This window comes from Streptomyces sp. NBC_00019 (assembly GCF_045041015.1).
Taxonomy (GTDB): Bacteria; Actinomycetota; Actinomycetes; order Streptomycetales; family Streptomycetaceae; genus Streptomyces.
Window position 1 is genome coordinate 10,323,932 of record NZ_CP108302.1, and the last position, 16,099, is coordinate 10,340,030.

Below are 16,099 nucleotides of genomic sequence, written 5' to 3' on the forward strand. Positions count from 1 at the left end.
ACAGGGCAGTCCGCCTGTCGAATTGACGGAGTATCAGAGATCCAGAACGAGGCGTCGGCCCTGCGCGCGGGAGACGCAGATCAGCATCGTGTCGTTCGCTGCCCGCTCGTCGTCGGTGAGTAGTGAGTCGCGGTGGTCGACCTCGCCCTCCAGGACGGAGGTCTCGCACGAGCCGCAGATGCCTTCCTCGCAGGACGACAGGACAGGGACGCCCGCCTGTTCCACGGCCTTGAGGACCGACAGCCCGGGCGGCACGGTCAGCGTCGTCCCGGAGGCCCGCAGTTCCACCTCGATCGGGTGCTCGGCCTCATCGTCCGCCGGCTGTCGCACGGCCGCCGCGAACCGCTCGACGTTCAGCGCCCCGGTCGGCCAGCCGGCGCAGTGTGTCTCGACCGCGTCGATGAGCCCTGCGGGGCCGCAGCAGTACACGAGGGCGGACGGGTCGGGATCGCCGAGGTAACCGGTGAGGTCGAGCAGACCGTACTGGTCCTGCGGACGTACGGTCACGCACTCGCCGTAGCCCTCCAGTTCGGGCAGGAACGCCATGGACGCGCGCGTGCGGCCCCCGTAGAGCAGGGACCACTCGGCCCCCGCCGCCTCGGCTTCGGCGATCATCGGGAGCAGGGGGGGTGATGCCGATCCCGCCGCCGACGAACAGGTACCGGGCCGCCGGCCGCAACGGGAAGTTGTTGCGCGGGCCGCGCACCCGGAGTTCGCCGCCCTCCACGAGGTGGTCGTGGATCCACTGCGATCCGCCGCGTCCATCGGCCTCCCGGAGCACCGCCACGCGCCAGCGGGCCGTGTCTGTCACCGGGCCGCAGAGCGAGTACTGCCGGGTGACGCCCGTGGGCAGGACGACGTCGATGTGTGCTCCCGGCTGCCAGGACGGCAGCGGTCCGCCGGAGCTCGCTGCGAGCTCCAGCGACATGACCCCATCCGCCACCGTCCGGCGGGCCACGACGGTGGCGGTGCCTTCGTACTCGGTGCCGCGCCGGGCGGCGGACGGTGCTCCGGCCTCGGCGGAACCGAGGGTGTGCGTGTCCGGGGCGGCGGCAGGGGGGCTCGTCACGTTCGTCATCTCCTCGGTACGGTCGGCAGGGATCACTCCGGCCGCGGTCGGCGGCGCCACGATCGACGCTAGCCACCGGAGAACGCCCAGGTCATCGCTCGAATGACCGGACCGGGGCGGCGCATGGTCGTGGCCCCGACTACGTCATCCGTCGCGCGGGCCGGGTGTCCCGGCACGCCCGTCGGGCCGCGGAGCCTGGTCGAGATGGATCCGCACCTGGCGGTCGTCCTCGTTCCAGAGGGCTTCCACGACGGCGTGCAGCCGTCGGACGTCGGTGCGCCACATCGGTACGCCGTAGCGGTCGTCGCGTGTCAGCGCGTCCTCGGCGACGGCATCGGCCAACAGGCTCCGGCGGTCGTACGCCGGGGCTGTTCCGTTCGCTCCGTCGGGTTCGTCCGCGAACTGCATGTAAAGGGACGTGTCCCGGAAGGGAACCCAGATGTGCGTAGCCCCACGGACACCCGTCCCGCCCTGTGCCGTCACGCCAGAACACCCGTCGTCTGCGGGTAGAGCCGCACGTACGCCTCTCCCATGGTTCCGTGCGAGAGGCCGAGGTTGGGGCCGGCGTTACGCTTCAGCTGGACGCCGCGCCGCTTGGCGAGGTCGGTGTAGTAGTCCCACATGTGCTGCTGGGCGGCCAGGCACTCCATGGCCTTGCGCTTCTTGTCGAAGACCGGGGTGATGTCCAGCAGGACGTTCGGCTTGAAGTCGCACTGCTCCGGCTGGTGCGGCTCGAAGAAGAACACCGGGGGAGCGCCGAGCGGTTCGCCGGGCGCGTCGTAGCCGACCGCCTGGGCCAGCACGCGTGCCTGGAGCGCCATGCGGGCGGCGGCCGGGTGGTCGCCGTTGTAGGGGTCGGCGAGGGTGTGGGTGAGGACGACCGCGGGGTCCACCTCCCGGTACACGCGCACGATGCGGTCCACCAACTCCGGTGCCTCCAGCAGGGGGTAGTCCCCGGCGTCCAGGAACTCGATCTCCGCGCCCAGGGCGGCCGCGGCGTTCGTGGCTTCGGTGCGGCGCAGCGCCTTGATCCCGTCCAGGGCGAGACCGTCCCGCCAGGCCCGGGCGGACTCGCCGCGCTCGCCGAAGCTCAGGCACAACACCTTTGCGCGCTGGCCGCGTTCGGCGGCGAGGGCTATGGCGCCGCCGGCCCGCCAGACGAAGTCGCCCGCGTGCGCGCTGATCACCAGCAGCGCCCCTTCGGACGGGGTGGAGGTGTGGGAGGTCATCCGGACTCCGTAAGTTGTTGGGCGGCCCGGGAGGGCCGGGTGTGGCTTATCGGGACTTGTCTTGATTGGCTTCCAAGGAACGGCCGCCCGGCTCTCCGGGGCGCCCTGGTCGCTGATTGAGGTGTGCGTTTCGGTCGCTGTTCACGGAGTTGACGACGGGGTGTTCCTCGGGCCGACGGCACGTCGAGCGAAACGAGGAGGGGCGAGTGAGCAAGCGACAGGCCCAGGTCTGGGCAGGCATCGACGCCGGCAAGGGTCACCACCGGGCGGCGGTGGTCGATGAGACCGGCGCGACCCTGTGGTCGAAGCAGGTCGGCACCGCGCGAGCTGAGGCAGGCGTCACGGTCACATTCCGTCGCCTGAGCCGGATTCCTGGGCCGTCTTCCTGGCCCAGGCGGTCTCGAGCTTGCCGGTCGGGGTCCGCGGCAGTCTGTCCGTCAGGACGAGGGAACGCGGCACCTTGTACCCAGCGAGACTCTGCCGGACCAGGTCGCGCAGTTCGTCACCGGTGACGGTACTGTCCGGCCGGACCGCCACGACGGCCGCCACACGCTCGCCCCAGGTCTCGTCGGGGACGCCGACGACGGCACAGTCCGTCACCTCGGGATGCCCCAGCAGTACGTTCTCCACCTCCTGCGGGTGCACCTTCTCCCCGCCCGTGTTGATCACGCCCGAACCACGTCCGAGGAACCGGATCGCGCCGTCGGCCTCAAGTCGAACCAGGTCGCCGGGGATCGCGTACCGGACCCCCTCGATGGTGCGGTACGCCTGCGCGCTCTTCACGGTGTCCTTGTAGTAGCCGAGCGGCATGGGCCCGCAATAGGCGAGGACGCCCGTCTCGTCGCTGCCTGGTTCGAGAAAGCGGTCATCGGAGCCGATCACCCGCGTCGCCGGAACGGGGCGGAAACGCGAGGGCAGATCCTTTACCGAGGAGGTGATCGCGAAGGCGAAAGGGCCCCCTTCGCTCGATGCGATGGCTTCGGTGATGGCGACGTCGGCACGTTCGTGCAGTGCCCTCTTGAGCGGATCGCTGAGCGCGGTGCCGGAGCTGGTCATCCTGCGCAACGAGCGCAGGTCGTGCGGTGTCCCGGCTTTCTCAGCCCGCAGGAGTTCGTCGACGAGCGGGCGGCACACGGCGTTGCCCGCGATGATGGCCGTATCGACCCGCTGCTCGGCAATCATGTGCCAGACATGTTCCGGGTCGAGGCCGCCCGCTCGTGCGGTGACCGCCCGGCCTCCTGTCATCAGGGCGCCCATGGTGTTGAACAGCCCGGTGGCGTGCATCAGGGGTACGACGGGCATCGTGGTCGGCGCGCGGCCTTCGTGGCGTGCCTTGACGGCGACGGCCACGGCCTCGTCGAGGCTTGCGGGGAGTTCGGTAACTCCGAGCGGGTGGTAGAACGGGACCACGTGGGCGCGCAGCAGGTCGCTCAGCTGCCATATGACGCCCTTCGGCTTGCCCGTGGTCCCGCCGGTGTACATGAACAGCTGGTCCGTTCCGGGCCGTTGTTGAGGCTCGCGCGGCGCGTGCGCGGTCAGCAGCTCCTCCAGTTCGGGCCCCGCGGGCCCGCCCGGACCGTCGGCGGGCGGCTCGCCCACCCTCACCGTCAGCTTCAGTGTGCGCACATGCTTCGTGGCATGCGTGACGCGGTCGGCCAGGGCGCCGCTGAAGACGAGCGCGGCGGCGTCGGCGTCGGTCAGCAGTTCGGAAAGTTCCTCGCCGGTGTAGCGGTAGTTGGCGTTCACCGGTACGGCACCGAGCTTGAAGGCGGCGAAGACCGTCTCCAGGTAGGCGGCGCCGTTGTACAGATAGCAGGCCACGGTGTCGCCCTCGCCCACCCCGGCCGCTTCCAGTGCGGCGGCGAGCCGTGACGCGCGCTCGTCGAACTTCCGGTAGGTGGTCCCACGACCGGGTTCCGTGATGGCGACGGCATCGGGCAGCGCACGGCAGACCGCCTCCCAGATCGTGCCGATGGACACGTTCACGTCTCGGACCTCCTCGTCCTCGATGGCTTACGCGGGGCGCACGGCCGAGCAGGCCGCTCGTGGGGCCCCGCGGATCCTTTCGGGGGAGTAGCGAACCGCGGGGCGTCCTCTCAACCTAGGCAGGCGCCCTCCCCGCGGGGAACGCGAGCAATGACTGAAGCGGCTCGGCGCTTCGACCTGCCGACGAACAGGTCGAATGACGTAGGACCACCTCGAATACGCCGGGCTACGATGCTGTGGCCGGGCGCAAGTCGCCTTCGTCCCCAAACCGGCCGACGCGTACGACGCAGGCCCGCGGTTTTCGAACGCGTCCCTATCGCACAGCGGGTCTGCGGGGCGGGTTCTTCGTCGATGTCGAGGGAGATCAGTCATGTCCGCGTCGCCGCTCATGGGGTGGGACGACATCGTCGCCGTCGCGCCGGACGGACTCGCCGTTCTGGACTGCGTGGGCCGGTTCGTACGGCTGAACCCGGCGGCGGCCGCGCTGCTTCGGGCGGACGCCGAGGGCGACCTCATCGGCGCGCCGTCCCCGTTCACCCTGGTGGAGGGAGCCGCCGAGTGCCGCGCGGGGCTGCTGGAGGTCCGGTCGGACGAGCAGGTGGCCCACTGGGAGCCCGCCCGCGGACCTCGACGTGAGTTCGCCTACCGCGCCCGCAGTCTGCCGGCCGACCCGAAGTTCACGGTGGTGTCGTTCCGCGACGTCACCGACGAATGGCACCGGCAGCGCAGGATCGCGGCGATCGCCCGGACGTCGATCGCACTGGCCTCGGAGGGCTCGCTCGGCTCCACACTGGACGCTGTGGCCCAGCAGATCGTCCAGGCGGACGGCCTGGCCGGCGTGCAGATCCTCACCCTCGACAGCACCGGCCGGGAACTGCGGTTGATGGGCTCCGCGGGACTGCGCCACTGGGACGCGTTCCTCGACCGTCTGCTGGAGTGCCGTGACCGGGGCGCCCGGCTGTGCATGCTGGACACCCTGAAGGAACGCAAGCCGATCGTCGTCCCGCACCGGTGGGCCCAGATTCTCGGGGACCCGGCCTGGGAACCGCTGCACGCCTACCTCGGGGAGCTGAACTGGGACTCCTTCGTCAGTGTGCCGTTGATGGCGCGCGGTCGTCCCGAAGGGGTGCTGAACGCCTACTTCGCCCCTGGGCAGGAGATCGGGAGCCGGACCCTGGAGTTCCTCGCCGCCATGGCGGAACAGGCCGCCCTCGCCGTCGACTACGCCACACTGCTTCAGCGTGAGCGCGAGGGCGCCCGCCGCAACGAGCGTCAGCGCCTCGCCCGCGACCTGCACGACTCGATCGTGCAGCAGGTGTTCTCCATCGGCATGCAGGCCAACGCTGTCGGAGTGCTGGGCGCGCGGGACACAGCGGTGCCGGCGGAAGCGGTCCGGGCCTTCGCGGACGAGGTCGGGGCTCTCTCGCGAACCGTCCTCGCCGACCTGAGGGCCATGGTGCACGAACTGCGTCCCGCCTCCTCCCTCCGGCTCGGCCTTGAGGACGCGGTGACCACGCTCGTCAAAAGCACCGAGAACCGGACGGGCCTCAGCATCCGGCTGGAGTGCGGACACCAAGTGGACACGGTCGAACCGGAATTGGCCGAGGACATGTACCGGATCGTGGGGGAGGCCATCCACAACGTGGTCAAGCACGCGGAGGCCACCACCGTCACCATCCGCCTCGCCGTACACGACCACACCCTGACCGCCGCCATCCGCGACGACGGCCGCGGGATCACGGAATCCGGCGGGCGCCGGGCCGCACAGGAGAACGAGGACGGCGGGGCGGCCACTGCCAGCGGACACCACGGCTACGGACTGAGGACCATGCGGGAAAGGACAGAGCGATGGGGTGGCACCATGAGGATCAGATCCGGCGCGAGGAGCGGCACGACCGTACGGGTCGTCATACCCCTTCCCGTACGAGTGCCGGAGTCGCCCCCGGGCTCGGAGGGATCAAGGAGCATCCCATCGGCGGTTCCGCTCCGGGACACGGAGAACCCCGCCCGGTCCGGGTCCTGATCGTCGACGACCACGCCGTCGTACGCCGCGGAATCCGCGCCTACCTCGAAGTCCTGGACGACATGGAAGTGGCCGCGGAGGCCGCCGACGGCCAGGAGGCACTCACCAGGCTCGACGCGATGGCCGCTCACCAGGAACTGCCGGACGTGGTCCTGATCGACCTGCTCATGCCCAAGATGGACGGGGCGACGGCGATCGGAGCGATCAAGCAGCGCCACCCTGGCCTCCGAGTTGTGGTGCTCACCAGCTTCGGCGAGATGGAACGCGTTCATGCGGCGCTCGCGCAGGGGGCCGCCGGCTACCTGCTCAAGGACGCCGACGCAAGTGAGGTGGTCGCCGCGATCCGCGCGGCCGCCCAGGGCGAGGTCTTCCTCGACCCGGCGGTGGCCAGAGGACTCACCCAGGAGATCGTTTCGCCGCCGACCGGGCTCGCCTCGCTCACCAGCCGGGAACGCGACGTCCTCGTCCTCGTCGCCGAGGGCCGGTCGAACCAGCAGATCGCCGACGAGTTGGTGATCAGCGAGCGCACCGCCCGCACCCACGTGAGCAACGTTCTGCGCAAACTCCGGCTCACCTCCCGCACCCAGGCCGCGTTGCTCGCGGTGCGGCAAGGACTGGTGCCCCCGAAGGGCTGACCGCCCTGCCGATCGCGACGGATGTCCCGGACCGGCCGGGACACAGGTCGGCCGCAGGTGCCGTCATCAGCGGGATCCTCCCGGGCCCAGGCGTTCCTAGGCTCGGGGGAGTCGCCTATCGCCCCCAGTCCAGGAGGACAGCATGCTCGACGGCAAAGCCGCCATCGTCACAGGTTCGGGCCGAGGCCTGGGACGTGCCTATGCTCGCGCGATGGCCGCGGCGGGTGCCGCCGTCGTCGTGAACGACCTGGACGCCGATGTGGCCACGGAGACGGCCGACCTGATCACGGACGCGGGCGGAACGGCCGTCGCCCATGTCGGTGCGGTCGGAGGTTCCGACTTCGCCGACGCGCTGGTGCGGCGCGCGGTCGACGAGTTCGGCCGACTGGACGTGATGGTCACCAACGCCGGTGCGCTGCGCGACCGCACCCTGCGCAATACCACCGACGACGACTTCGACCTCGTCGTCAACAGCCATCTGCGCGGTACGTTCACCTGCGGTCGCGCGGCGGCTGCCCGCTTCCGCGAACAGGGCGAGGGCGGTCGGCTCATCCTGGTGGGATCACCGGCTGGGCAGCGTGCCAGCTTCGGCCAGACCGCGTACTCGGCGTCCAAGGGCGCGATCGTCGCGATGACGCGCACCTGGGCGCTCGAGCTCGCAAAGATCGATGTCACCGTCAACGCCATCGTGCCGACCGCGCTGACCCGCATGGTGGCGACCATGCCCCGGGTCGGTGACCTTGTGGCGCAGGTGGACGCGGGGGAGCCCGTTCCCGACGCCATCCGGCGGCAGGGGCTGGGATCGCCGGAAGATGTGGCACCGGTGATCGTGTACCTCGCCTCCAAGGAGTCGGCCCATGTCACCGGACAGGCCATCGCGGCGGGAGGCGACCGGATCGCCCTGTGGACGCACCCCGGTGAGGTCGAGGAGCGGTTCGGGCAGGGCGGCTGGACCGCCGGATCGGTCGCGGAACTCTTCTCAGGCGCCTATGCGGACCGACTCCAGGACTTCAGGCCCACACCGTTCCTGAAGACTGAGCGGGAGTGAGTCCTGTTGCCAGGTCTCATGCTCGGCCGAACGCCCCGGACGGTGTTGGGCGTTCTGGTTGCCCGCGTTCGCTCCGCGTCCGGCGCGCACGGATCGTGTCCGTGGTCCGGGGATGCGGGGGCGGGTTCCCTCGCGCCCAGGAACACGCCGGACGGCCTGGACGGTCCGATGCCCCGCACGATCACTCCGGTCGTGTGGGGGCGGTGTCGTCCGTCGCCGGATCGGGTGTTGCTGGGCGCGCCTTCCGATCGCCACGGCAGCAGCATCGTGGCGGGTGGTGGTGCGGTTTGTGGTGGTGAGGGGTTTCTGCCAGTGCTGGGCGCCCCAGCGGCTGGTGTAGGCCGGGTCGACGGCGATGACCGCGATCCCTGTCTGGTCGGCCATCGAGGACAAGCGGGCGCGGAGTTTGCCGGTGGGCATGCCGGAGATCAGCTGGCGGAAGCGTTTCCTGCGCCCGTGTTTCTCCCGGGTCTTCTCCGAAGCGAAGTCCAGGTCCTCCACCGCGATCGCCTTCACACCCCAGGCTCTGGACCAGTGCAGGAGGCGGGTGAGGGCGTGGCGGACCTGCGCGTCCCGGTGCTGGGCGGTGCCGGTGAGGTCGTAGGAGAAGCGGCGTGGGCTGCCGGTGGGGTTGCCGTGGACATCCAGGCGCCAGGCGGCCAGGTGGTCGGCGTTCATGTCGACGCCGATCACGCCGTGGGCGAGCGCTGCTTCGATGGGCAGGCTGGGGGTGGGCGGGAGTTGCCAGGAGGCGCTCAGATACCAGCGGTCCCGGCCCGTATCCAGATGGAGGCGGTAGGCGATCGCCCGGTCGGCCGCGACACGGTCCGCCCACTCGCCGCCCCGGTGCGTGAACACGACCCGGCAGGCCATGACGTACCGTCCGTGCGGGGCGTTCGCCAGATGCGCCAGCGGTGCGGGCAGCCTGATACTCACCTCGCCCTCGGGGCTGATACGGATGGTCTCGTTGCCGTAGCGCTTGCCGGACTCGCCGTCCGCCTGACAGAACCAGCGCTCCGCCTCCCACCGCTGCCGCCACACGGACTCGGTGAGCTGGGCCGCCTCCAGATGGTGCCGGGTGCGGGCCAGCCGTTTGCCGCCGCGCACGACGTGCACGATGCCGGCCTCACGGTCGGCCCGCACACCAGCCAGCCGGTCTTCCAGCACGTGCAGCCGCCGCGACTTGGCATGCCATTCCCGCGCCGACCGGTAACCCCCAGGCTTGCCCTTGGTCCCCTTCTGTCCGACCGGCAGCGACAGGCGGTGCCTGATGGTGCGGATGCCCGCTTCGAGGTTCTGCAGGTGTGCGAGCTGGCAGCGGCGGGCCAGCGCCCACTGATCGTGCGTGGCCTTGGTGATACTGCCCGCCCACCGCGACGACGACAGCGGCGTCAGCTCCCGCTTCCGCACCGCCCACGCCTCACCGGACTGCGACAGGCCGTCCCGGCAGCGCGCCTTGAGATCCTTCGAAGCCAGCGACCCCAGATGCGCCCCCACCAGACGCAACACCTTCTCATCGTCCGAGGTCAGGTGCTTGAGGCGGGTCCGCACAGCCACACCACACGGCCCGGACGCGACGAACGGCGGCGCAATGCTCCTCAGCTCACCCACCCCGTCACCCCCGCCCGATCCCACCCGAAGATCCCGTCGCCATGAGAAACGAGAGCCGCCCGGGAAGGTCACGCATTCGATGAAAGAACGTCAGTTCCCCACCGACAGCCAGCCCCACGGCCGAGGCACCCGACACGACACGGACCCCGCGCACTCACTCCCGCTCACCAGAACGCTCTCGAACACACTCCAACGGCAACTGTTCCAAACCCCTCGATCTGGAAGCCGTTGAGGAGGCGTGACGCGCACGCGGCCCCTCTTGCGGCCCTCAGGTCCGTGCCAGGGGCAGTGGCTGCTCAGGTCTGCGGGACGGCGGCGACGCGGGCGAAATCCGCGCTGATGTCTCCCGCGGTCTGCAACAGCAGCGGTAGATGCTCCTCGACAAGCCGCCGGCGACCCTGACCTCACCATGTCCGCCATGCGGATGACTGTCCGCCAGACGTCGCAAGACCTTCTTTCCCGCGCTTCTTGATCTTTCCTGGAGAGTCGCATGTCCGAAAGAATCCCTACAGCACGGCAGGAGACCGGGGCGGCGCCCGTCCGGACCGGACTGCTCATCGACGGCAAGACCGTCGAGACCGAGGAATGGACGGCCGTCCGCAACCCCGCCGCCCCCGACCTGGTCGTCGGCCACGCAGCCGCGGCGACCCCCGAGCGGGCCCGCGCGGCAGTCGCGGCCGCGGATGCCGCGTTCCCCGCCTGGGCCGTGATACCCGCCCGTCGGCGAGCGGAGATCATGAGTGAGGCGCTCACCCTGCTCGACGGCAGTGAGGCCGAGCGGGCGGCCTTGATGACCCGCGAGAACGGCAAGATCTCCTTCGAGAGCCAGATAGAGATGGGCGTCTTCGTCGCGCGCACGCGGGCGGCGATCGACTTGGTCGACTCCCTTGACCGGGTACGGCGTCTCGACGGCCCGCCGCTGACCTCGTACATCCACCGCCTCCCCATGGGCGTGGTCACCGTCATCGTGCCGTTCAACTGGCCGATCGCGATCCTCGGAGCGAGCCTGCCGTACGCGCTGCTCGCCGGGAACACGGCCGTGGTCAAGCCCCCGCCCACCGTGCCGCTGGCCATGGTGCGCACGCTGGAGCTGTTCGCCGCAGGGCTCCCGGCCGGGGTGCTGAACGTCGTGACGGGCAGCAACGAAGCGGTCGCCCCGCTGCTCACCGACCCTCGCGTACGGAAGATCGTTTTCACCGGCAGCACGGCCGCCGGCAAGCACATCATGGCCGCCGCCGCACAGAACCTTGCCTCGGTGACGCTCGAACTCGGCGGCAACGACCCCGCGATCGTCCTCGACGACGCCGTACTGGACCAGGAGCACATCGGACGGCTCGTCCAGGGTGCCTTCCTGACGAGCGGCCAGGTCTGCATGGCCGTCAAACGGGTGTACGTGCACCGCTCCCGCTACGACGAACTCGTCGACGCGCTCTCCTCCGCCCTCGACACCCAGCGTGTGGGGCCCGGAGACGATCCCGCCACGACCATGGGCCCCCTCAACAGCGCCGCCCAGCGTGACAAGGTGGCGGCCATGCTCGCCCAGGCCGCCGGAGCCGGAGCCGAGGTGCGCGAACTGGGCACCCTGGCCCCCGGCGCGGCCACCTCCAAGGGCCACTACCTGCGCCCCACCCTTGTCCTCGACCCGGACACCGGCCTGCGGATCGTCACCGAGGAACAGTTCGGCCCCGCCCTGCCGATCCTGCCCTTCGACGACGTCGACTCCGTACTGCACCAGGTCAACAACGACTGGTCGGGACTGTGCTCCTCGGTCTGGAGCGCCGATGCCGCCCGCGCGGCCGCCCTCGCGGAACGACTGCGTACGGGCACCACCTGGATCAACCACGCCAACGCCGTCGCATGCGACGACCGGGCTCCGTTCGCGGCTTCCGGCAGAGCGGTATCGGACGCGAGATGGGCCCCGAGGGCCTGCTCTCCTTCACCGAAGCGCACACCATCACGAGGCACGGATAGAAACTGCGAACACAGCTTGACCCCGCCCGCTTCGAGCGGACGGGGTCCAGCCGTGCTCCGGCCGTACGTCACACCAACGGCACGGACACCGCGTTGTAAGGGGTCTTCTCATCCCGGTCCGGGGTGGTGAAGCGGGAGTTGGGGAGGTACAGCCGACCCTGGTAGGCGGCGGCCGTAGTAGGCAGGTCGAAGCGGTCTTCCCTGATCACCCCCACCGAGGTACCCCGCGTACCCGACCGGTTGAGCCGGATCACGTCCACCTGGTTGAGGTTGGGCTGGACCACGTAGAGAGTACGGCCGATGAGCACCAGCCCGTCGCCGCTGGGCAGTGTCGTGTCACCCAGGTCGACCTTGCGGGCCACGCCGGTGCGGGGGTTGACGCGCATCAGTGAGCCGCCGTCCGCGGCCGCGTTGGTGACGAGCAGGGCGCTGCCGTCGGGGGTGAGCGAGATGCCGTTGGACGTGAAACCGGACTGCACCCAGTCACCGCTCAGCGTGAGGCTCTCCGGGGCGCCGACGCGGCCCTTCCTGCCCAGCGGCAGCTTGAAGAGCTGTGCGCTGAACGACTCGGTGAACCAGGCGGCATCGCGGGTGAGCAGGACGTCGTTGACGAAACTGTTCTCTCCAGCGACCACGTGGTTGGCGAGCAGCGCACCACCGTGGGCGTCGACGACCCGCAGTTCACCACTGCTGCCGCCCGCCAGGAACAGCCGCCCCCAGGAGTCGACCTTCAGCCCGACCGTCATGCGTCCCAGACCGCGGTGGATCACCTTGCCCTTGCCATTTGTGAGGTTCACCCGGTACACGCCGCCGGTGGCGATCGATCCGAAGTAGGCGTACGGTGCGGAGCCGATCGCGACTCCCTCCGGCCCCCAGCCGTTGGGCAGCGAGAACTCCCCGGGCCAGGATCTGGCGGTGCCCGGGGCGGCCTGTGCCGCACCACCGACCAGGGCCGTCGCTCCCAGGGCGATGCCTGCGCCGAGAAGCTGCCTGCGTGCGAGAGAACCTGTCATCGATCGTCCTTCCACGGAAAACAAGACGGGCCGTGCCGGTCCGGCTGGGCTCCTGGACTAATTCTTGAGAGTTCAAGTACCTGTGCACAGCGACGAATGTCCTGACTCTCCTCAGTCCATCGGACGGAAAGCTGCCGGGCCGGTGGGAGCTCGGACCGCAAAGGCGCGCCACTCGACAGCAGGAGCGCACCCTGGCGGGGCGCAGCCTCTGCGGGATGGCTCATGACCGGGATGTGAACGCGGCGAAGAACCTTCTGGCCGCCGGGCTGGCGGCGTCTGTCTGTGGAGGCGGTGTATGACCTCAACGGAGTTCTCCGGACGGGCAGTCGGCGACGAAGCAGAAAGCCCCACGGTGCGAGCCGTAGGAATCCCCTCGTTCACGAGGAGGAGGAAGTCAATTCCCTCGTCTAACCCCTCGACAGGCAGGGTCGGCTCCGAGCGCCCGGCCGGATCGGCCGGGTGAACTCCGCGAGGTCCTCAAGATGGGCCGTACACAGTTGCAGGACGCGGTGCCCATGACGCTCGGCCAGGAGTTCTCCGCATACGCCGTCATGATCGACGAGGACCGCAACCGTCTTGACGAGGCCGTCCAGTTGATCCATGAGATCAACCTGGGCGCCACGGCGATCGGCACCGGACTCAACGCCCACGCCGGATACGCCGAGTCGGCCCGCAGCCACCTCGCCGAGATCACCGGACTGCCGCTGGTCACGGCCGCCAACCTGGTCGAAGCCACCCAGGACTGCGGGGCGCTCGTCCAGATGTCCGGCGTGCTCAAGCGGGTCGCGGTCAAGCTGTCCAAGAGCTGCAACGACCTGCGCCTGCTGTCGTCCGGGCCGCGCGCGGGCCTCGGCGAGATCAACCTGCCGCCGGTGCAGGCGGGTTCGAGCATCATGCCGGGCAAGGTGAACCCGGTGATCCCCGAGGTTGTCAACCAGGTCGCCTTCGAGGTGATCGGCAACGACGTCACCATCACCATGGCCGCCGAGGCCGGACAGCTCCAGCTCAACGCGTTCGAGCCGATCATCCTGCACTCCCTGTCGGAGTCGATCACCCACCTGCGCGCCGCCTGCGTCACCCTCGCCGAACGCTGCGTGGACGGCATCACCGCCAACACCGAGACGCTGCGCAAGTCGGTGGAGAACTCCATCGGCCTGGTCACCGCCCTCAACCCGCACATCGGCTACACCGCGGCCACCGACATCGCCAAAGAGGCCCTCGCCACCGGCCGCGGAGTCGCCGAACTCGTCCTGGAGAAGGGCCTGTTGCCAGCCGATACCCTCGCCGACCTGCTGCGCCCCGAGGTCGTGGCCGGCCGGAGCCGGGCCCTGACCTGACATGCCCTGCGTACCGGCCCGGCGCGCAACAGGCGGCTTCGTCGGGGCGGTGAGCCGTGACCGGTGCCGCGGTTACCAACCTCTTGAGCCAAGAAAGGAAATGGCATGTCCCTTCTGAAGACCATCGACACCAGTCCCTCCTCCGCTCCGCACGAGTCCGCCCCGCTCCCGGAACGCCTGATCTCCGGCAACCCCGCCTTCAAGACCTGGGCCCAGGACATCGCCCGCGGGGAGACGATTCGTACGGGCGTCTGGGAAGCGACGCCCGGCGAGACGCGCTCGATCAAGGGCGAGACCTTCGAGTTCTGCCACATCCTCTCCGGCATCGTCGAACTCACGCCGGAAGGCGGCGAACCGGTGGTCTACAAGGCTGGCGACAGCTTTGTCATGAAGCCGGGCTTCGTCGGTGTCTGGAAGACCATTGAAACCGTGCGCAAGGTCTACGTCATCGTGACGTGATGCTGATGCCGCGGGACTCGGCCGTAGCCCGCCCGGTTCGATGCAGCGGGGCTGGAAACGGAGCGCGCGTACGCCGCCACCGCACCAACCCGCGACCCTGCACGGCAGTCGGCGGTGAGGTCAGAGAAGTTTCGATGCCGTGCAGCTTGCCAGCTTTGCGTCGTCGCTTGCCCTTCAGTGCGGTCCAGGGGGCGTCGACGGTGGGGGACTGCCCCGGCCTGCGGCGCCGATCGGAGGGTCATGTCCCCCACGGGACGCCATCGATCGGAGTGACGAGCGTGTCTGGTCCTGGTGCATTGTCGTACTGCTGCTGGTGGGACGGGAGTGCGCTCACCAGGACCGAACGAAGGCGGTCCATGAACAGCGGCCTACCGAACCAGGCAGGGGCGCCTACTGTCGAACTTCCAGTCAGGAATGAGGTATTGCATCGTGGCGGCATCGTCGCGGGCCCCCAACTTCTTTTCCTGGTAGAGGTCGTGGGCTGCGAGGAGCCGGTCCATGTCGAGGTGGACGCCCAGCCCCGGCGCGTCGGGGACCGCGATCTCGCCATCGGTGATGAGCGGTGGGGCGGTGGTGAGGCGTTCCAGCCCTTCCTGCCATATCCAGTGGGTGTCCAGGGCGTTGTACTCGCCGGGGGCTGCGGCGCCGCAGTGGGTCACCATGGCCAGGGAGATGTCGAAGTGGTTGTTGGAGTGGCAGCCCCAGGTCAGTCCCATCGCGTTGCACAGCTGTGCCACCCGGACAGAGCCCTGCATGGTCCAGAAGTGTGGGTCGGCCAGCGGGATGGAGACCGACTGGAGGGCCAGGGCGTGGGTCATCTGACGCCAGTCGGTGGCGATCATGTTGGTCGCGGTGGGAAGGCCGGTGGCGCGGCGGAACTCGGCGAGGATCTCCCGTCCGGAGTAGCCGTCCTCGGCTCCGCAGGGGTCCTCGGCGTAGGCGAGCGTGCCGACCAGCGGCCGGCACAGTTCGATCGCCTCGCTCAGTGACCACGCGCCGTTCGGGTCGAGGGTGATGCGGGCCTCGGGGAATCGGTCCTTGAGGGCTCGTACGGCCGCGACCTCCTCGGCGCCGTTGAGGACGCCCCCCTTGAGCTTGAAGTCCCGGAATCCGTAGTGGCCGTAGGCCGCCTCGGCCTGACGGACGATCGCCTCGGGTGTCAGGGCCTCCTCGTGCCGGACCCGGTACCACTCAACGGGGGAGTCGGGTTCCCGGACGTACTCCAGGTCGGTCCGGTCTGGGTTACCCACGTAGAAGAGGTAGCCCAGCACCCGTACGGAATCCCGCTGTTGCCCGTCGCCCAGGAGCGCCGCGACGGGCACGTCGAGGTGCTGCCCGAGCAGGTCGAGCAGGGCGGACTCGATGGCGGTGACCGTGTGGACGGTGGTGCGCAGGTCGAAGGTCTGGGCGCCCCGTCCGCCGGTGTCGCGGTCGGCGAACCGGTCGCCGATTTCGTGCAGGACGCGCTTGTAGTCGCCCACCTTCGCCCCGACGACCAGCGGTTGGGCGTCGCGCAGCGTCTGCGTGATCTTCTCCCCACCGGGTACTTCGCCCAGTCCGGTGCGTCCCTCGGAGTCGGTGAGGACGACGATGTTGCGGGTGAAGTAGGGGCCGTGGGCGCCGGAGAGGTTCAGCTCCATGCTGTCCCGGCCTGCGACCGGGTAGACGGAGAACGCCGTGACGGTCGGCTGTCCGATACTCATCGGGTGTGTCCTTCT

11 protein-coding genes and 3 pseudogenes are annotated in these 16,099 nt (G+C 69.6%); 7 read left to right on the top strand and 7 right to left on the bottom strand.

Annotation, left to right across the window (positions count from 1 at the left end; genetic code table 11):
- Positions 1-33 precede the first annotated feature (33 nt).
- The 4 genes and pseudogenes from OHU89_RS47870 to OHU89_RS47885 form a co-directional block, all read right to left on the bottom strand.
- Positions 34-928: pseudogene (locus OHU89_RS47870) on the bottom strand (PDR/VanB family oxidoreductase).
- A gap of 285 nt (positions 929-1,213) precedes the next feature.
- The gene (locus tag OHU89_RS47875) at positions 1,214-1,477 is read right to left on the bottom strand and encodes a hypothetical protein (protein WP_405652576.1); all 264 of its coding nucleotides are present in this window, start codon (positions 1,475-1,477) and stop codon (positions 1,214-1,216) included.
- Positions 1,478-1,548: 71 nt separating this feature from the next.
- Positions 1,549-2,298, bottom strand: a complete 750-nt coding sequence (locus OHU89_RS47880; RefSeq protein WP_405652578.1) for a PIG-L deacetylase family protein — start codon at positions 2,296-2,298, stop codon at positions 1,549-1,551.
- Positions 2,299-2,643: 345 nt separating this feature from the next.
- Positions 2,644-4,284, bottom strand: a complete 1,641-nt coding sequence (locus tag OHU89_RS47885) for an AMP-binding protein (protein WP_405652580.1) — start codon at positions 4,282-4,284, stop codon at positions 2,644-2,646.
- A gap of 370 nt (positions 4,285-4,654) precedes the next feature.
- Between OHU89_RS47885 and OHU89_RS47890 the strand changes: the two genes are divergently transcribed.
- The 3 genes from OHU89_RS47890 to OHU89_RS47900 all read left to right on the top strand — a co-directional run bounded on the left by OHU89_RS47890 (position 4,655) and on the right by OHU89_RS47900 (position 7,990).
- Positions 4,655-6,307, top strand: coding sequence for an ATP-binding protein (locus tag OHU89_RS47890; RefSeq protein WP_405652582.1), 1,653 nt, complete (start codon positions 4,655-4,657; stop codon positions 6,305-6,307).
- Positions 6,256-6,942, top strand: coding sequence for a response regulator (locus OHU89_RS47895; RefSeq protein ID WP_405654990.1), 687 nt, complete (start codon positions 6,256-6,258; stop codon positions 6,940-6,942). Before OHU89_RS47890 ends, OHU89_RS47895 begins: the two co-directional genes overlap by 52 nt.
- 142 nt (positions 6,943-7,084) lie before the next feature.
- Positions 7,085-7,990 (top strand): SDR family NAD(P)-dependent oxidoreductase, encoded by a 906-nt coding sequence (locus tag OHU89_RS47900; protein WP_405652584.1) that lies wholly within the window; start codon positions 7,085-7,087, stop codon positions 7,988-7,990.
- On the opposite strand, the gene OHU89_RS47905 is transcribed toward OHU89_RS47900, so the two are convergent.
- Complete coding sequence (locus tag OHU89_RS47905; RefSeq protein WP_405652586.1) at positions 7,922-9,601, bottom strand: IS200/IS605 family accessory protein TnpB-related protein; 1,680 nt, start codon at positions 9,599-9,601, stop codon at positions 7,922-7,924. The genes OHU89_RS47900 and OHU89_RS47905 overlap by 69 nt on opposite strands.
- 490 nt (positions 9,602-10,091) lie before the next feature.
- On the opposite strand from OHU89_RS47905, the gene OHU89_RS47910 reads away from it, so the two are divergent.
- Complete coding sequence (locus OHU89_RS47910; RefSeq protein ID WP_405652588.1) at positions 10,092-11,702, top strand: aldehyde dehydrogenase family protein; 1,611 nt, start codon at positions 10,092-10,094, stop codon at positions 11,700-11,702.
- Here OHU89_RS47910 and OHU89_RS47915 read toward each other — a convergent pair.
- Positions 11,641-12,585 carry a superoxide dismutase gene (locus tag OHU89_RS47915; RefSeq protein WP_405652590.1) on the bottom strand — a complete coding sequence of 315 codons (945 nt, stop codon included), beginning with the start codon at positions 12,583-12,585 and terminating at the stop codon, positions 11,641-11,643. The genes OHU89_RS47910 and OHU89_RS47915 overlap by 62 nt on opposite strands.
- 209 nt (positions 12,586-12,794) lie before the next feature.
- Between OHU89_RS47915 and OHU89_RS47920 the strand changes: the two are divergent.
- The 3 genes and pseudogenes from OHU89_RS47920 to OHU89_RS47930 form a co-directional block, all read left to right on the top strand.
- Positions 12,795-12,950: pseudogene (locus OHU89_RS47920) on the top strand (RNA-guided endonuclease TnpB family protein); the annotation flags it as partial.
- Positions 12,951-13,046: 96 nt separating this feature from the next.
- A pseudogene (locus OHU89_RS47925) lies at positions 13,047-13,922 on the top strand (lyase family protein); the annotation flags it as partial.
- 105 nt (positions 13,923-14,027) lie between these two features.
- On the top strand, positions 14,028-14,381 hold the full coding sequence (locus tag OHU89_RS47930) for a cupin domain-containing protein (RefSeq protein WP_405652592.1): 354 nt from the start codon (positions 14,028-14,030) through the stop codon (positions 14,379-14,381).
- 368 nt (positions 14,382-14,749) lie between these two features.
- Here the strand turns inward: OHU89_RS47930 and OHU89_RS47935 are convergent, their stop codons facing one another.
- Positions 14,750-16,078, bottom strand: coding sequence for an enolase C-terminal domain-like protein (locus OHU89_RS47935; RefSeq protein ID WP_405654992.1), 1,329 nt, complete (start codon positions 16,076-16,078; stop codon positions 14,750-14,752).
- Positions 16,079-16,099: the final 21 nt, after the last annotated feature.

What these genes read in the sequence shown, in the direction of transcription:
- OHU89_RS47875 (WP_405652576.1), bottom strand. Translation starts at nt 1,477, where the DNA reads ATGCAGTTCGCGGACGAACCCGACGGAGCGAACGGAACAGCCCCGGCG.
- OHU89_RS47880 (WP_405652578.1), bottom strand. Translation starts at nt 2,298, where the DNA reads ATGACCTCCCACACCTCCACCCCGTCCGAAGGGGCGCTGCTGGTGATC.
- OHU89_RS47890 (WP_405652582.1), top strand. Translation starts at nt 4,655, where the DNA reads ATGTCCGCGTCGCCGCTCATGGGGTGGGACGACATCGTCGCCGTCGCG.
- OHU89_RS47900 (WP_405652584.1), top strand. Translation starts at nt 7,085, where the DNA reads ATGCTCGACGGCAAAGCCGCCATCGTCACAGGTTCGGGCCGAGGCCTG.
- OHU89_RS47910 (WP_405652588.1), top strand. Translation starts at nt 10,092, where the DNA reads ATGTCCGAAAGAATCCCTACAGCACGGCAGGAGACCGGGGCGGCGCCC.
- OHU89_RS47915 (WP_405652590.1), bottom strand. Translation starts at nt 12,585, where the DNA reads ATGACAGGTTCTCTCGCACGCAGGCAGCTTCTCGGCGCAGGCATCGCC.
- OHU89_RS47930 (WP_405652592.1), top strand. Translation starts at nt 14,028, where the DNA reads ATGTCCCTTCTGAAGACCATCGACACCAGTCCCTCCTCCGCTCCGCAC.